This is a genomic window from Rhizobium sp. PvP014 (assembly GCF_017876855.1).
In the GTDB taxonomy this organism is placed as follows: Bacteria; Pseudomonadota; Alphaproteobacteria; order Rhizobiales; family Rhizobiaceae; genus Neorhizobium; species Neorhizobium soli.
The window spans coordinates 519,179-535,444 of sequence record NZ_JAGIOT010000002.1; the positions used below are offsets into that span (position 1 = coordinate 519,179).

Below are 16,266 nucleotides of genomic sequence, written 5' to 3' on the forward strand. Positions count from 1 at the left end.
AGATGGACGAAGCGGTCGAGCGTCAAAGAATTGACTTGAGCACCGCCCGCCGCAGCGTCTTTCTGCTCGCAGGCACCCAGGCCATCCTGGGGTCTGCCACACCTCTGACCGTGTCGATCGGCGCTCTTGCCGGCTATCAGCTTCTCGGCGACGACAAGTCGCTCGCGACAGCGCCGATCACCGCGTTCAACCTCGGCACCGCCGTCGGTGCGGTGCTGATTGCCATCGCGTCCAAGTTCCTGGGCCGCAAGGCGGCCTTCATGTCGGGCGGAATGCTCGGCGCGATCGGCGGCGGGCTTGCGGCAATCGCGCTGTTTCGTGGTGATTTCTGGCTGTTTGCCTTCGCGCTTCTGCTGGTCGGGTCCTGCGCCGGCTTCACCCAGAAGATCCGCTTCGCCGCTGCCGATATTTCTCCCAAAGCCTATAAGCCGCGAGCCATCTCCTGGATCCTCGGGGCCGGTATCGTCTCGGCGATCGTCGGACCGCAGCTCTCCATCGCCGCAAAGGATTGGCTGGCGCCGGTGACCTTCGCCGGTGCGTTCCTGATGCTGATCCCGCTCTGCCTTGCCGGTATCTGCATCATGGCCTTCCTGCGTCTTCCGACCAAGGCGGATGCGTCGCTCTCAACCCAGCAGCCGCCGGCACGGTCGCTGCGGGAAATCGTCGTGACCCAGCGGTTCATGACCGGCATGGTCTGCGGTATCTGCACCTACGCGCTGATGACCTTCGTGATGACTGGTGCGCCGCTCGCCATGGTGATCGGCTGCGGCTTTCCGACAGAACTGGCGGCGCTCGGCATCCAGTGGCATGTGCTCGCCATGTTCGGACCGAGCTTTTTCACCGGCATGCTGATCACCCGCTTCGGCGCGGAAAAAGTGGTCGCCGCCGGCCTCGTCACGCTGATGGGCTGCGCGATCGTTGCCCATATGGGCGTGGAATTGTGGAATTTCTGGCTGGCGCTGGTCCTGCTCGGGATAGGTTGGAATTTCGGTTTCATCGGCTCGACCACGATCGTCGCCTCCAGCTATCGCCCGCAGGAGGCCGACAAGGTGCAGGGGTTTCACGACATCGTCCTCTTCGGCACGGTGGCGCTGTCCTCCTTCTCCTCGGGCAAGGTGTTCGTCACCTGGGGCTGGTCATTCATCAACCTGGTGATCTGGCCGGTCGCGATCTTTTGCCTTCTTCTCATTCTGGCGCTGATGCTGCGCAGGCCCGTCGCAAAAGCCAACTGACCCGGTTCTATTACCGTCGTAGCGCTTGACGGCGGTTGTTCCTCACCGCAATCTCACCCGCGCATGGCAACAGCTGCGTTCCTTGGGAGGGGAAAGCCGTTGCTGGAGGGTGCAGAATGCCGGGGCGGCATCGGCCGCAGCCGGTCAGGGAGAGGAAAATTCGCATGACTGTAATTCTAGGTGTGATCGTCTGCGGTCTGCTGTCGATCATTTATGCTGCATGGGCCACGCGTTCCGTACTTGCCGCCGATCAAGGCAATCAGCGGATGCAGGAGATCGCCGGTTATATCCGCGAAGGCGCACAGGCCTATCTGTCTCGCCAGTATATGACCATCGCCATCGTCGGTGTGCTGGTTGCGGGTCTCACATGGTTTCTTCTGTCTGGCACGGCAGCCATCGGCTTCATCATCGGCGCCGTTCTCTCGGGCGCTGCCGGCTTCATCGGCATGCACGTCTCGGTGCGGGCCAATGTGCGCACGGCGCAGGCGGCATCCCATAGTCTGGCAGCAGGTCTCGACATTGCCTTCAAGTCTGGCGCCATCACCGGCATGCTTGTCGCGGGCCTCGCACTGCTCGGCGTGTCCATCTACTTTTTCATCCTGACAACCGTGCTCGGCCATGCGGTCGGTTCACGCGAAGTGATCGATGCCCTTGTGGCACTCGGCTTCGGCGCCTCGCTGATCTCAATCTTCGCGCGCCTTGGCGGCGGCATCTTCACCAAAGGCGCCGATGTCGGCGGCGATCTCGTCGGCAAGGTGGAAGCCGGTATTCCGGAAGACGATCCACGCAACCCGGCAACGATCGCCGACAATGTGGGCGACAATGTCGGTGACTGCGCCGGCATGGCGGCCGACCTGTTCGAGACCTACGCAGTCTCGGTCGTTGCGACCATGGTGCTCGCGGCAATCTTCTTTGCCGGCAGCGCCGTCATCGACCAGGCGATGCTCTATCCGCTGGCGATCTGCGGCACCTGCATCATCACCTCGATCGTCGGCACGTTCTTCGTCAAGCTCGGCACCAACGGCTCGATCATGGGCGCCCTCTACAAGGGACTGATCGTGACGGGGCTGCTGTCCATCGTCGGGCTTGCGATCGCGACCTCGATCACCATCGGTTGGGGCACGATCGGCACGGTTGCCGGCATGGACATCACCGGCGCCAGACTGTTTGCCTGCGGCCTCGTCGGGCTGGTCGTGACAGCGCTGATCGTTGTCATCACCGAATACTATACCGGCACCAACAAGCGGCCGGTCAATTCCATCGCCCAGGCTTCCGTCACGGGCCACGGCACCAACGTCATCCAGGGGCTGGCCGTCTCGCTGGAATCGACCGCACTGCCGGCACTCGTCATCGTTGGCGGCATCATCTCCACCTATCAGCTCGCCGGACTGTTCGGCACAGGCATTGCCGTCACCGCCATGCTCGGCCTTGCCGGCATGATCGTGGCACTCGATGCCTTCGGCCCTGTCACCGACAATGCCGGCGGCATTGCCGAAATGGCGCATCTGCCGCCGGATGTTCGCAAAGCCACGGATGCTCTGGATGCCGTCGGCAATACGACCAAGGCCGTCACCAAGGGCTACGCGATCGGCTCGGCCGGTCTCGGCGCACTGGTGCTGTTTGCGGCCTATGCCAACGATCTCCAGTACTTCGTGGCAAACGCCGATAAATATCCGTACTTCCAGGGGGTAGGCCAGATCTCGTTCAGCCTGTCGAATCCGTATGTGGTGGCGGGCCTGCTGTTTGGCGGTCTCATCCCGTATCTGTTCGGCGGCATCGCCATGACGGCGGTCGGCAAGGCGGCAAGCTCGATTGTCGAGGAAGTTCGCCGGCAGTTCCGCGAAAAGCCCGGCATCATGCAAGGAACGGAAAAGCCGACTACGGCCGCGCGGTCGATATCCTGACCAAGGCTGCGATTCGCGAAATGATCGTGCCCTCGCTGCTCCCGGTTCTCGCGCCGATCTTCGTCTATTTCGGCGTGCTTCTCGTCTCGGGCGGCGACAAGGCGTCCGCCTTTGCAGCGCTCGGTGCCTCGCTTCTCGGCGTCATCATCAACGGCCTGTTCGTCGCGATCTCGATGACCTCGGGCGGCGGCGCCTGGGACAATGCCAAGAAAAGCTTCGAGGACGGTTTCGTCGATAAGGATGGCACGCGCCACATGAAGGGATCCGAAGCCCACAAGGCTTCGGTGACAGGCGATACGGTGGGTGACCCCTACAAGGATACGGCAGGCCCTGCCGTCAACCCGGCGATCAAGATCACCAACATCGTCGCCCTTCTGCTGCTCGCGGTTCTCGCCCACTAGAACCAGGTCTCATCCAGACAAAAGAAAGCCCGCGGTACCATTGGTATCGCGGGCTTTTTGATATTCGGAAATGCGCTTGTTAGTTGCCCATGCTCTGCAGCATGTTGCGGATCTGGCCGGCACCGCCGCTTGCTGCTCCGGAACCACCCGACAGAAGCTGCTGCAGGAAGGTAAGGTCGCGGCCGCCGGTTGGCGTCGTGCGCGAGATCGTGTCGAACACCTTGCCGTCCTGAAGTGCGTAGTTGGCGCGCTGGGCGACCACGCCGTTCTTGTCGAAATAGATGGCAAGCACGCTCTGCTCGACGATCTGCGGCTTCATGAAGGCTGCCCGACGGTGGCGCTTCTGGGAAATGTAATAGAACACTTCCGTATCGAAGGTAGCGGTCGTCGACGGTGTACCCATGGTCAGGATCACCTGCTCGCGGCTTGAACCGACAGGGATCAGGTTCAGCGACTGCTGGTCAACGACATAGCCGTTGTACATCGTGTCGCCGATTTCCATGGACGTGCAGCCGGAAACTGCAATCGATGCAACGACAAGGGCCGCCGCCGTTTTGCTCAACGCTTTCATTTCGTATCCGAAAACCCGCTTCTTCAACGGTATCCCCCACATGTCGATGTGCCGGCGGAAGCCGGTTACTCTGCTGCTCATACCATTGTGGCTATTCCGGGGACAGCTGACTGCCGCTTCCGGATAGCCGAACCGAAGCCCGCCGATGGCGAATGCATTGCAATTCGTGCCTGCTTCGGTAAACCAGCTTTCGTTTGCATGCAACATCGCCAGCTTCGACCATGACGCAAACATGAAGGCAAATGCAGGAAACACGATGATATTCGGCCTGTTCAAAAAGAAAAACAGCAATCAGACCATCGTCAACCGGCAATACTACGCCCTGACGTCGGCAGCGCGCATCCCCGTCTTCTACGAGGATTTCGGCGTACCCGATACCGTGATGGGCCGGTTTGAAATGCTGTCCATCGTGATGATCCTGTTTTTTCGCCGGACGGCGAAGTCGGGGCCGAGCGGGCAGGAACTGGCGCAGGAGATCGTCGATGCCTTCTTTCAGGATATCGACCATTCGATTCGCGAGCTCGGAATCGGCGACCAGGGGGTTCCGAAGCGGATGAAGAAGCTCGCGGGCATGTTCTACGGTCGGCTAGAAACCTACGCCGCAGCTCTCGACAGCGGCGACGAAACCGCGCTTGCCGCAGCGCTGCATCGTAATATCCATCCTAAAGCCACCGATATACAAGACATGAGCGCACTTGCGCACTGGATGACAACCACCGAAACCGCTATGTCAGCGGTCTCGGAAGATACGATTTCCCGTGGGCTGCTGGTCGTGCCGCAGCCGGTCCGGGAAGGCGAGGAACAATGAAAAGCGATCAAGAACCCAGCAAAGCCAGAGGCGGCAAGCCTCCGTTCTCCTATGCCGTGAAGGTTGGAAATATTTCCGCCAATCCGGTCACCGTTACTGTCGAAGCCGATGAAAACGAACGGAAGGACTTGGCCGTTCTCTGGGACGTCGTATCGGTCAATTCGTTGAAGGCGGAAATCTACATTGCCCGCTGGAAGAAGGACGGCGTGCGCCTCAAGGGCCACGTCAAGGCCGCTGTCACCCAGGCTTGCGTGGTGACGCTTGATCCTGTGTCGTCGACCATTTCAGAGGATTTCGATCAGGTCTTTGTGCCTGAGGGATCCAAGCTTGCGCGCGTCGTCACGGCCGAAAGCGCCGAGATGGTGGTCGATCCTGATGGTCCGGACCTGCCGGAAATGTTTGTCGGCGATACGATCGATGCGGGCGAGGTCGTTGCCGAGTTCGTGGCACTGGCGATAGACCCTTATCCGCGCAGGCCGGGCATCGATTTCAAGGACCATATCGAGAGCGACCCGAACGATCCGGCGACCAAACCCAATCCGTTTGCCGCGCTCAAGGATTGGAAAAAAGACTGAGACCGGTTGTAAGCAGAAACAAAACCTATATTTTGGCCACGATTTCGCCGGCAGGGCGGCGCATGAGCGTGCCCACTGAAGAAGCAAAAGTCGGCGCAGGCATGTCTTGCAGGCGCGTGCGGCCGGTTAAAACAAGGATCAGGGACGCGTGATCAGAATTTCGATTGACGCCATGGGTGGCGACTTTGGCCCCGAGGTTGTCATGGCGGGCGCCGCGAAGGCGCTCGAACGCCATCCCGACGTCAGTTTTCTCCTCTACGGACTGAAAGCCGAATGCGAGCCGTGGCTTGCACGCTATCCGAAACTGCGTGAACGGTCCGTGTTCCACGCGTGCGAACTGGCCGTTGCCATGGACGAGAAGCCGAGTGCGGCGCTACGCCGTGGTCGCTATGTCTCGACCATGTGGCGTTCCATCGAAGCCGTGAAGCTTGGCGAAGCTGATGTCGTTGTGTCCGCCGGCAATACCGGTGCGCTGATGGCGATGTCGAAATTCTGTCTTCGCACATTGGCGAGTATCGAACGCCCTGCGATTGCAGGCATCTGGCCAACCTTGAAGGGCGAAAGCATCGTCCTCGACATCGGCGCGACGATCGGCGCTGACAGCCAGCAGCTGCTCGATTTCGCGCTGATGGGTGGTGCCATGGCGCGGGCCCTGTTCGAAGTGGATTGCCCCACCGTCGGGCTTCTCAATGTGGGTGTCGAAGAGGTCAAGGGGCAGGAAGAGGTGAAGGAAGCCGGTCGGCTTATCCGCGAAGCCAACCTGCCGCATCTCTCCTATCACGGCTTCGTCGAGGGCGACGACATCGGCAGGGGCACTGTCGACGTTGTGGTGACCGAAGGCTTTACCGGCAATATCGCTCTGAAGACCGCTGAGGGAACTGCGCGCCAGATCGCCACGCTTTTGCGCGAATCCATGTCGCGCACGCTGCTTGCCCGGATCGGCTACCTTCTCGCCAAGCCAGCATTCGATCGCTTGCGCGAGAAGATGGACCCGAACAAGGTCAATGGCGGCGTCTTTCTCGGCCTCAACGGTATTGTGATCAAGAGCCACGGTAGCGCCAACGCCGAAGGCATCGCAGCCGCGATCGCAGTCGGCTACGACATGGCGCGAAACGACCTCAACGCCAAAATTTCGCAGGATTTGAAGATTTATCATGCCAGACGCCTGCCGCCGGCCGGCCCTGAAGCCGCATGACGTTAGGATGTGATTTGACTATGATTCGATCAGTTGTTCGCGGTTACGGGGCAGCGCTCCCGAAACGGGTCGTCACCAATCGCGAGCTGGAGACGATGGTCGACACGTCGGACGAGTGGATCGTCCAGCGCACCGGCATCACCCAGCGGTACATCGCCGGCGACGACGAAACGACGGCATCGCTCGGTGAGAAGGCGGCGCGGGCAGCGCTCGATAGTGCTGGCCTGACACCTGACGACATCGATCTGGTCCTTCTGGCGACTTCGACGCCGAACAACACCTTTCCCGCGACCGCCGTCGAGATCCAGAACCGGCTCGGCATGAAGCATGGCTACGCTTTCGACATGCAGGCGGTCTGCAGCGGCTTCGTTTACGCGATGACGACGGCAGACCTCCACCTGCGTGGCGGGCTTGCGAAGCGCGCGCTGGTGATCGGCGCCGAAACCTTTTCCCGCATTCTGGACTGGAACGACCGCACAACCTGCGTGCTGTTCGGCGATGGCGCCGGCGCCGTTGTGCTGGAGGCTCAGGAAGGCGAGGGCACGATTGCCGACCGCGGTATCCTGACGGCGCATCTGCGCTCGGACGGATCCCACAAGGACAAGCTCTACGTCGATGGCGGCCCATCGACGACCGGCACGGTCGGGCACCTGAAGATGGAAGGCCGTGAGGTCTTCAAGCATGCGGTGGCTATGATCACCGACGTGATCGAGGACGCATTCGAGGCGACCGGCACGACTGCCGAGGATATCGACTGGCTGGTACCGCACCAGGCCAACCGTCGTATCATTGATGGATCTGCCAAGAAGCTCAACATTCCCACCGAGAAAGTCGTCGTCACCGTCGACATTCACGGCAACACGTCTGCGGCATCGATCCCGCTTGCGCTTTCAGTTGCCTGTGCCGACGGTCGCATCAAGAAGGGCGATCTTGTGATGCTGGAAGCCATGGGTGGCGGCTTCACCTGGGGGGCCGTCCTGATCCGCTGGTGATGCCGGCTGAAAACCTGAGCCATATTATGAAATAATCAATGCCGAACAGATGCTTGGCCCGGGGGCGCTTGACCGTGGGGCACAACCAAAATACTGTTTGCGGGCTTTGATAATATCACATTAAATCAGGCGGGGGACCATGGCCGGCAAGACAGTCACACGCGCGGATCTGGCGGAATCGGTTTTTCGCAAGGTTGGCCTCTCTCGCACGGAATCGGCGGAACTCGTCGAAACGGTAATCGACGAAATCTGCAACGCCATCGTTCGCGGCGAAATGGTCAAGCTTTCGTCGTTTGCGACATTTCAGGTGCGCGCCAAGAACGAGCGCATCGGTCGCAATCCGAAGACAGGCGAGGAAGTACCGATCTCACCCCGCCGGGTGATGACCTTCAAGGCATCCAATGTTTTGAAGCAACGCATCCTCAAGGCGCACACATTGCGCAAGGTCAAGCAGAAGCCGGCAAGCCCTGCGAGCTGACACGCCCGTTTTGCACGCTGGCACCCCTGCCAAAACACCAATCTTGTGAACACACTTGAATCTTTCGGTGCAAGCCGTTGAGAAATGTGCGATTCGACGCTAAATCACGTCCAGCCTTTCGTGCTGACCCCTTTCGCGCCGCACGGCCGTTCGATCCCTGGAGATTGACACTTGGACAAGAGCCCGGACGCATTCCGCACCATCAGCGAAGTCGCTGACGATCTCGACCTGCCGCAACACGTGCTGCGCTTCTGGGAAACGCGGTTTCCGCAAATCAAGCCGATGAAGCGGGGAGGCGGCCGTCGCTACTACCGCCCGGAGGACGTGGATCTGTTGAAGGGGATCCGTCACCTTCTCTACGACCACGGATACACGATCAAGGGCGTTCAGAAGCTCCTGAAGACGAATGGCAACAAGTTCGTCTCAGCAATCGCATCGGGTGATATCGCCACGATGGAAGCCATCATGGCGGCCAACAGCGAGAAGAATGCCGAGCCGAAAATTTCCACCCAGGAAGAAGATCAGGTCGTCGGGCGCCCGAAGGTAAAGCCAAGCGGCCGGTTCTTCGGTTTCGGCGGTGCCGGGGAGGACCAGTTGGAAGTCTCGGTTGGAAAATCGAGCGTCGGCAAGGAAGACCGTGCCCTGCTGCAGGAGGCACTGTTTGACCTTCTCGAATGCAAGCGCCTGCTGGACCAGGTTCGTTGATCCGATACCTGCTTACATGAACTCACTGTAAATTTACCGTTCACCTCTGGTTCAAACGCGAAGGTACAACATTTACCTACGAGGAAACACTAGAGGAGATGCAAACGTGAAAAAACTCGCAATCATTGTCGTCTCGGCCATGACGGCACTGACGAGCATGGTACCGGCACACGCCTTCCCTGTCGTCAACGCACCGAAGACCATCGAAGCGCCGCAGAGCGTTGATCAGGTCCAGCAGGTTCAGTGGCGGCATCGTGATCGTTGGGAAGGTCGTCGCTACTATCGTCACCATCGCGACTACCGCCGAGGCGACTATTACCGCGGTCGCCACTACCGTGGCCACAATTCAGGTGCGATCATCGGCGGTCTTGCTGCTGGCGCTCTGATTGGCGGTGCCATTGCATCCCAGCCGCGCTACGCCGAACCGCGTTACGTGCAGCCACGTCGTTACGTGAACGCCAATAGCGCGCACGTCAACTGGTGCGCCAACCGCTACCGGTCCTACAGGGCTTATGACAATACGTTCCAGCCCTATAACGGCCCGCGCCAGCTGTGCTACTCGCCCTACTGATAGGGTAGTCGCCAAGGCGTCCTGATAGGCCGGCTCCAGACAATGGGGCCGGCTTTCTTGTTGAAGCAAGACCGTCGATCCGAGATCCATTGAAAGCCGATTTTTTCCTTGCGTGGTGAAGATCATGTCAGTATGGAATGCATGCTTCACGCGACGCCGGTCCGCCGGCTCGAAGCGATGTGGCGGAATGTAGCGCAGCCCGGTAGCGCACTTGACTGGGGGTCAAGGGGTCGTCGGTTCGAATCCGGCCATTCCGACCATTCTTCCTTCGGCGACAGGCTCCCCCAGAGCCGCTTTGACATGAGCTCGCCATGGGTGAACTCGTCTCTCGTCACACCAACCTGTTGCGACGTCACTCACCAGAACCTGTGAACGAATGATGGATCATCCCGAACCGCGTTCGACTTATCTGACTACAATTTGCATTTGGCTGGAACGTCAGTGTTCCCGACGCGTTGTCAGATAGGAAAACAAAGGAGAATGTGATGTTGAAGGGTGTTGTACTTTGGGCGATGGGCGTTCCGATCCTTGTAATCGTGCTGCTCTACGCATTCGTATTCTAAGTTCTGGATTTCTGGCGGTAACGGCCAGTGCATTTCGACCTAAAAGGGTCAGCTCCGAGACACGAGCTGACCCTTTTTCATTTTTGCCGCTGTTGTCGAGATATAGCTCGAGCAAAAAAGGCCCCGCACTTGCGGGGCCTTTTCAGTCAGTCTTAGATTTCCGGGCAACCAGGGCGATTGGCGAAGGTGATCCGGTCGGGACCCCGACGGGTCATGCCCTGGACGGTGATGCTGCGGCGAGTGGCGCGGACGATCTCCGTCTGACGGAAGCCTTCGTCGCGAGCGGCGGCGCGTGCTTCGCCAGGGCTGCAGCCCATGCGGCGATCGCGTCTGTCGTAATCGCGATCCCTGTCGCGGATCACCGGGCGCACGCCGTCAGGTCCGATGCGCAGCTGTACGTCTTGGGCCGATGCCGGGGCAGTGGCCGCACCAAGGGTGCAGACGGACAAGGCCAAGGCCAGGCCTGCCTTTGCGAAAACATTGATCATTGTATCCTCCGTGTATGGAGCCGTGGCAGGGCCTGCGGCGCAAGATATTCACGGGGATGTAACTGATTTGTGAGTGGTAAAGTTCCGCCTGCGATCAATTAGCAAGTATAGGCGTAGCAGACGTGATAGTAGTTCGCGTTAGCGAAAACGCGCTGTCCGGCTCGCATTCATCAGAAGCTCCTGCTCGGAAGCAAACGACCCCAGGAGCTGCAGAAGACGGTTTTCCTCGTCCTTGTCGAGACGGTAACGGCGGGCGAAGTCAGTTACGCTCCACACCTTCTTCATTCCGGACTGCTGAAGATCGACGGGTGTAATATGCGACATTGTGCCCCCTCACAGATATTGGAGGATGGTATCCTCCAATATCCAGTGCATATAAAAACGACGTTTAATAGAGAAACTTCTTAAGCTCGGTTTTCCCGGAAAAACTACTTTTCCTCGACCTTGACGCCATCCTGGCCGATGCTGAATTCTACGCCCTTAGGCTTGGTTTCTTCGCGGTAGACATAGAACCCCAGACCGACGACCAGAACAACGAGAGCGCCGATGATGAAGTACAGATTATTGGAACGCGTCATGAATTTCCCCGACTATGCAATTCTGGCCGGGAAACGCCTATGAGCTCAATATGTTCCAGCGAGTTTCAGGTTTTTTTCAATCGTCGTTTGCGGCGTTGAGATCTTCGGGACGCATGCCCTCTTCCTGACCGTCTTGCCTCAGTCTCACACCCGGTCCCATTCCGGATCCGCCGTCGCCGGCTGCCAGGAATATAACGCCCCTTGTCTCGAAGAATGCCCTCAGTCTCTCACTGATGGTTGGGTCGGGCAGGGCGTCATGGGCCTCCGCGTTGTCGAATTCGACGGAGGACAGGCCCGAAGCGGCGCAAAGCGCGTCTTTCGAGATGCCGGTGAGTGCGCGCGCAGCGCGAATTTGTGATGCGGTCAACATACGAGAAATCTGGCGCAACGCGATCCAATGTCAAGGACTTGCGCTAGAGGCAACAACTCAGGCCTGTAACGGCTGCATCGCGGCAGTGGTGTTTCGCTGATAGCGGTTTTCCAGGGCGACGCACGCCCAGAGAATGCCGAGCGAGAGATAGAAATGCCGCCAGTGGTCGGTGTCGATGACGTTGCCGATCATCGCATGTCCCAGGATCAGGACCCATGCAATCATCAGAAAAGGCTGCCACGGCCTCTCGCGCAGCATATAGCGGAAACCCATCCACAGGCTGGACCAGATCATGATCTGATACGTCACCGCACCCACCCAGCCATAGGTCGTGAGTGTCTTCAGCCAGATATTGTGCTCGTCTTCGCCGAAGATTTTTCCAAGCGCCATCGGTCCCATGCCGAGCGGTCGCTCCATCGCCATCAGGAAGCCGATCTTATGCCGCTCGAAGCGACCAAGCCGCGCGCCGTCGTAATCCTGCACCAGTTTCGCACGGTTGGAAAACAGGTCGGCGATCTGCGGGATCTGCAAAGCGATCGCAAGGGCGAGCACGAGTGCCACGCCGGCACAAATCGAGATGACCAGGATCTTCAGGCGGAATGCCGTCGTGCGCTCCTTGAGGAGCATGAGGACGATCAGTGCGATGGCACCGAACAGCAGGAGGCCCCAGGCCGCGCGTGAAAACGACAGAAAGATGCCGATCGCCAGCACCAGCATGCCGAGGATGAGAAGGGGGGTACGGATGACCGGGCCGGTCAGCATGCGGTAAAGGAGATAGAGGAGCGGGCCGACCAGATAGGGGCCGAACACGTTGGGGTCCTGAAAGGCGCCCATGGCGCGGTTATAGCGGGTAAAGACATGGGCCCCGGGAAACGCGTCGAAATAGCCGAGGATGCCGAGAGTGGCCGTGATGATGGCGGCCGCCACCCAGGCATGAAAGATGATCTTCAGCCGCCGATGGTCGTTCTCTATGACCGCTGCAAAGAACACGGCGGTGAGCGCAAGAAAGATCGAGACCGCATAATACATACCGGCGCCGGACGAATCCTTCATCACGAAGATGGAAAACAGGCCGCTGATGTTGAAGATCAGCAGCATCGCCATCAGCATCGCGACGGTGCGCGAGATTCTGAGCCCAAACAGGAACCAGAGGCCGATCTGGGCCACCATCATCAGTTCGTAAGGGGCAGGCTCCGACATGACGAAGCCGGACAGAAAGACGCCAAAGGCCAGCATGCCGTTTGCCACGAGGGCGACGACGGCCAGCTGGACGTTGAACGGCCGGGTCTCATGTGCGGCCAGCGTCGTCAATATGCATTGTCCGTGTTGAGAAGCCGGATCGGCGTCAGGAACAGGATCTTGAGATCGAACAGGATCGACCAGTTCTCGATATAGTCGAGATCGTGGGCGGTGCGGGCACGGATCTTTTCGTCGCTGTCCAACTCGCCGCGCAGTCCGTTGATCTGCGCCCAGCCAGTCACGCCGGGTTTCACGCGGTGGCGGGCGAAGTAGCCTTCGACGACGTCCACATATCTGCGTTCGCCAGTCTGGGCACTGACCGCATGCGGACGGGGACCAACGAGAGACAGCTCTCCTTTCAGCACGTTGAACAGCTGCGGTAGCTCGTCGATCGAGGACTTGCGCAGAAACCGGCCGACGGGCGTGACCCGCGGATCGCCCTTGGTCACGGCCCTGATCGCGGTCTGGTCGCTCATGCTCGTGTACATCGAGCGGAATTTGAGAACGTTGATGATCTCATTGTTGAAGCCGTGGCGCTTCTGGCGAAACAGCATCGGCCCTTTCGAGCTGAGCTTCACGGCAATGCCGGCAGCCAGCATGACGGGCCAGAGGCAGGCGATCGCGAACACGGCAAAGACGATATCGAAGATGCGCTTTGCGACCGAATCCCAGTCGCGGATCGGCTTGTCGAAAATATCGAACATCGGAACGGTGCCCACGTGACTATAGGCCCGTGGGCGGAAGCGCAGGCGGTTCGCATGCGCCGCAAGCCGGATATCGACCGGCAGAACCCAGAGTTTGCGCAGAAGCTGCAGGATACGCTGCTCGGCGCTGGCAGGAAGCGCGATGATGAGCATGTCGATACGGGCAAGGCGCGAGAATTCCACAAGCTCGGCAAAGGTACCAAGCTTCGGGTAGCCGGCAACGACGGTCGGCGAGCGGTCGCTGTTGCGGTCGTCGAAGATGCCGCAGATGCGGATGTCATTATCCGACTGGCGTTCCAGGGCGCGCACCAGTTGCTTGGCAGGTTCGCCGCCGCCGACGATTACGGCGCGGCGTTCCATAACGCCGTTGCGCGCCCAGTGGCGGATGCCAAGCGCGATCGCCTGCCGCTCGGCGGCAAGGACGACGCAGCTGACGGAGAACCAGACGATGAGACCGGTCACGGGCACCCAGCCGCCCGCGGCAAAGCTGAGCGCGAGATTGGTCAGGACAAAACCGAAGGCCCATGTGATGAGAACCCGCTTCAAGGTCCTGTTGGCGGACCTCAGGGAGGGGATCTGATAGGTGTCGGCAATCTGCAGAAGCAGAAGCGTGATGGCAGAACCGAAGGTGATGATGACCAGGCGGGAAAGCGACATCTCGGTCGCGCCGTAGATCAGGTCGACGATGAGGCCGACAATCAGGATCGCGGCAAATTCGGTAAGCCGGATCAGTCCGACCAGCAGGGATGGCGAATAGCTGGTTTCGCGGAACTGCTGGGCGATCTGGCGTGCGAAGGGATTGAGGACCGCGCCCGCTTCCTTCTCCTCGCTCGCACGCATCTCTGAGACCTTGCGGCGAAGGCTTTCGACGTCGAATTCATCGGGCTTGTTCAGCGGGCTCATGCCAGGATCCTCGACTCAGCTGCCGCGAAGGCGCAGAAGTAGTCTCAGTCCAGTAGCAAAAAGAAGCTAAAGAAGCCTTTAGCTGTACCTTCGGTCAGGGATTTGGCCGAGTAGATCCTGGTACAAGTGAAGCATGTCGTCCGCCATAACGGAGGCGGAAAACACTGCCTTAAAATCGGACGGCTTCGGCATGACGCGGTCATGCCACTCCGGTGTCTGCAGTGCCTGCGTCATCACGTCGGAAAGGCTTGTGGCGTCGCCGGGGACGGCAAGGGCCGCACTTTTCACTCCCAGCACTTCGGGAATGCCGCCGACACGCGATGCGATGACAGGCTTCCCGGCGGCGAGCGCTTCCAGCACGATATAGGGCATCGCTTCCGCCCGCGACGGAACGACGACGAAATTTGTAAGGGCAAACGCCTTGCGGGCGGGCATGGCCGGCATCATCGTCAGCCGGCGGCCAAGGCCACGTTCGGAAATCATGGCTTCATAGCGCTCACGGTCCGGACCGTCGCCGACCATCAGCGCCGAGAGCGGCCGACCGACCGCGCGTTCCGTTCGGGCAAAGGCGTCGATGAAGACATCCGGCCCCTTCAGGTCGCGCAGCATGCCGATATAGAGAAAGTCGACCGCGGAAATGACCGACGGGACCGGCTCGAACTCGGCCTCGCCAATGCCGTTATAGATCACGCGCGCAGTCTTGAGCGGTTTTCCGACCTTTTCCTCGTAGGTGCGGCGCTCGTAATCGCAGACAAAGACCAGGGCATCGCCGAAGCGTTCCTGGAACCGTTCGAGCTGCAGCACGACCTTGCCCGAAAGACTGGACCGGTCGAAATGCAGACTGCCGCCGTGCGGCGAATAGAGGCGGGCCACGCAATACCTGTTAACCCGCAAGGCTGAGCCGATCAATCGCGCCAGAACGCCGCCCTTGGCGCCGTGTCCGTGCAATATGTCCGGCCGCAAGCTCTTGATATGCTTGTAGCTTCTGTAGAGTGCCGCAAGATCGGAAGGAGCGATCGAACGGCGCATCGGAATTCGTGTCAGGCCAAGCGAAAGCTGCGGCCGGATCGTGTCGAACAACCTGTCCTCGTGCTCGCCACCGGTCGAGCTGTCGCAGAGGATGCCGACCTCGTGGCCGGCAGCCCGATGTTCATCCACCAGGTCGCGCACATGGCGGAAGATCCCGCCGACGGGCGACCTGAAACAATGGAGGATGCGCAAGGGAGGGGCCTCAGCCGACATGATGATGTCAGAACAGCCGCTCGCGGACGTAGACCGTGTCGCCAGCGAGGACCTGTGAGGAAATCGTCGTACGGCCCGTGATGACCTCGCCGTTGATCTTGCGTGTGACGTCGACATCGCGCTGGTTTCCGCGAGAGGTAAAGCCTCCGGCGATTGCGATGGCGTTCTGTGCCGTCATGCCGGGCACATAGGAATACTGTCCGGGTCGTCCGACTTCGCCCATGACAAAAACCGGGCGGTAACGATCCATTTCGATCGTCACGTCGGGATCGCGCAGATAGCCCTGCTTGAGCTTGGCGGCGATTGCACCCTCGAGCGTCGGCATGGTCTGGCCCCGGGCCGTGATCTGACCGATCAGCGGGAAGGCGATATAGCCGGCCTGATCGACGGTATAGGTGTTGGAAAGGCTCGGCTGTTCGAAGACGCTGACACGCAGCCGATCGCCGCTGTCCAGCCGGTAAGGCTGGATCGTCGCTTCCTGAAAGCTTTTGGGAGCCGGCTTGTAGGAGGCGCAGCCCGACAGCGTCATCGCAACGGCTGCCGCCGCAAGAGCCAGAACGGTTTTGGCGCGCTGGTTGCGCGTCGGATTTTTCTTGTCTTGGGCGAATAGCATGTTCGCGTCCCAGGCTCGGGGTGGTGGTTCGACGATTTCGAGCCTGTTATCGATCCATTAGGGTTAATGCCCGGTAAAGAGAGGCGCGACGACCCTCGGAAATAATGCCTGCAAGATCAGAGTCCGGTTTTTCT

At 59.8% G+C, this 16,266-nt stretch carries 17 protein-coding genes, 1 tRNA gene and 1 pseudogene; 10 read left to right on the top strand and 9 right to left on the bottom strand.

Annotated elements, in window-relative coordinates:
* Positions 1–2: 2 nt before the first annotated feature.
* Together J3A65_RS07155 and J3A65_RS07160 are read left to right on the top strand one after the other, a co-directional pair.
* A complete protein-coding gene (locus J3A65_RS07155; protein ID WP_062579950.1) occupies positions 3–1,232 on the top strand; it encodes an MFS transporter in 1,230 nt (409 codons plus the stop codon).
* A 164-nt stretch (positions 1,233–1,396) separates the two neighbouring features.
* Positions 1,397–3,537 (top strand): annotated as a pseudogene (locus J3A65_RS07160) (sodium-translocating pyrophosphatase).
* Positions 3,538–3,616: 79 nt separating this feature from the next.
* Here J3A65_RS07160 and J3A65_RS07165 read toward each other — a convergent pair.
* Complete coding sequence (locus J3A65_RS07165) at positions 3,617–4,141, bottom strand: outer membrane protein assembly factor BamE (RefSeq protein ID WP_062454732.1); 525 nt, start codon at positions 4,139–4,141, stop codon at positions 3,617–3,619.
* Positions 4,142–4,364: 223 nt separating this feature from the next.
* Here J3A65_RS07165 and J3A65_RS07170 point away from each other — a divergent pair, with 223 nt between their 5' ends.
* From J3A65_RS07170 to J3A65_RS07205, 8 genes are all read left to right on the top strand, one after another.
* Complete coding sequence (locus J3A65_RS07170) at positions 4,365–4,916, top strand: ubiquinol-cytochrome C chaperone family protein (protein WP_062579953.1); 552 nt, start codon at positions 4,365–4,367, stop codon at positions 4,914–4,916.
* Positions 4,913–5,491: a DUF177 domain-containing protein gene (locus tag J3A65_RS07175; RefSeq protein ID WP_209900543.1), complete on the top strand. Its 579-nt coding sequence runs from the start codon at positions 4,913–4,915 to the stop codon at positions 5,489–5,491. Before J3A65_RS07170 ends, J3A65_RS07175 begins: the two co-directional genes overlap by 4 nt.
* Before the next feature lie 148 nt (positions 5,492–5,639).
* Positions 5,640–6,686 carry a phosphate acyltransferase PlsX gene (plsX, locus tag J3A65_RS07180; RefSeq protein WP_062453272.1) on the top strand — a complete coding sequence of 349 codons (1,047 nt, stop codon included), beginning with the start codon at positions 5,640–5,642 and terminating at the stop codon, positions 6,684–6,686.
* Positions 6,687–6,706: 20 nt separating this feature from the next.
* Complete coding sequence (locus tag J3A65_RS07185; RefSeq protein WP_209900545.1) at positions 6,707–7,678, top strand: beta-ketoacyl-ACP synthase III; 972 nt, start codon at positions 6,707–6,709, stop codon at positions 7,676–7,678.
* A 139-nt stretch (positions 7,679–7,817) separates the two neighbouring features.
* On the top strand, positions 7,818–8,156 hold the full coding sequence (locus J3A65_RS07190; RefSeq protein WP_062453270.1) for an integration host factor subunit alpha: 339 nt from the start codon (positions 7,818–7,820) through the stop codon (positions 8,154–8,156).
* Positions 8,157–8,327: 171 nt separating this feature from the next.
* Positions 8,328–8,861 carry a MerR family transcriptional regulator gene (locus J3A65_RS07195; RefSeq protein ID WP_062453269.1) on the top strand — a complete coding sequence of 178 codons (534 nt, stop codon included), beginning with the start codon at positions 8,328–8,330 and terminating at the stop codon, positions 8,859–8,861.
* Between the two features lie 106 nt (positions 8,862–8,967).
* Positions 8,968–9,432 carry a BA14K family protein gene (locus J3A65_RS07200; RefSeq protein ID WP_062579958.1) on the top strand — a complete coding sequence of 155 codons (465 nt, stop codon included), beginning with the start codon at positions 8,968–8,970 and terminating at the stop codon, positions 9,430–9,432.
* 183 nt (positions 9,433–9,615) lie between these two features.
* Positions 9,616–9,692, top strand: a tRNA-Pro gene (locus tag J3A65_RS07205).
* A gap of 455 nt (positions 9,693–10,147) precedes the next feature.
* Here the strand turns inward: J3A65_RS07205 and J3A65_RS07210 are convergent.
* The 8 genes from J3A65_RS07210 to J3A65_RS07245 all read right to left on the bottom strand — a co-directional run bounded on the left by J3A65_RS07210 (position 10,148) and on the right by J3A65_RS07245 (position 16,048).
* Positions 10,148–10,483, bottom strand: coding sequence for a hypothetical protein (locus J3A65_RS07210; protein WP_062579960.1), 336 nt, complete (start codon positions 10,481–10,483; stop codon positions 10,148–10,150).
* Positions 10,484–10,621: 138 nt separating this feature from the next.
* On the bottom strand, positions 10,622–10,807 hold the full coding sequence (locus tag J3A65_RS07215) for a hypothetical protein (RefSeq protein ID WP_062453266.1): 186 nt from the start codon (positions 10,805–10,807) through the stop codon (positions 10,622–10,624).
* Positions 10,808–10,911: 104 nt separating this feature from the next.
* Positions 10,912–11,061, bottom strand: coding sequence for a hypothetical protein (locus J3A65_RS07220; RefSeq protein WP_092661949.1), 150 nt, complete (start codon positions 11,059–11,061; stop codon positions 10,912–10,914).
* Between the two features lie 76 nt (positions 11,062–11,137).
* Positions 11,138–11,431, bottom strand: a complete 294-nt coding sequence (locus J3A65_RS07225) for a DNA-binding protein (RefSeq protein WP_209900547.1) — start codon at positions 11,429–11,431, stop codon at positions 11,138–11,140.
* A gap of 57 nt (positions 11,432–11,488) precedes the next feature.
* The gene (locus J3A65_RS07230) at positions 11,489–12,742 is read right to left on the bottom strand and encodes an O-antigen ligase family protein (RefSeq protein ID WP_245341493.1); all 1,254 of its coding nucleotides are present in this window, start codon (positions 12,740–12,742) and stop codon (positions 11,489–11,491) included.
* Positions 12,739–14,277, bottom strand: coding sequence for an undecaprenyl-phosphate glucose phosphotransferase (locus J3A65_RS07235; protein ID WP_062453263.1), 1,539 nt, complete (start codon positions 14,275–14,277; stop codon positions 12,739–12,741). The genes J3A65_RS07230 and J3A65_RS07235 overlap by 4 nt, the downstream gene beginning before the upstream one ends.
* A 78-nt stretch (positions 14,278–14,355) precedes the next feature.
* The gene (locus tag J3A65_RS07240) at positions 14,356–15,519 is read right to left on the bottom strand and encodes a glycosyltransferase family 4 protein (protein WP_209900549.1); all 1,164 of its coding nucleotides are present in this window, start codon (positions 15,517–15,519) and stop codon (positions 14,356–14,358) included.
* Positions 15,520–15,526: 7 nt separating this feature from the next.
* Positions 15,527–16,048 carry a polysaccharide biosynthesis/export family protein gene (locus J3A65_RS07245; protein ID WP_062454730.1) on the bottom strand — a complete coding sequence of 174 codons (522 nt, stop codon included), beginning with the start codon at positions 16,046–16,048 and terminating at the stop codon, positions 15,527–15,529.
* Positions 16,049–16,266 lie beyond the last annotated feature (218 nt).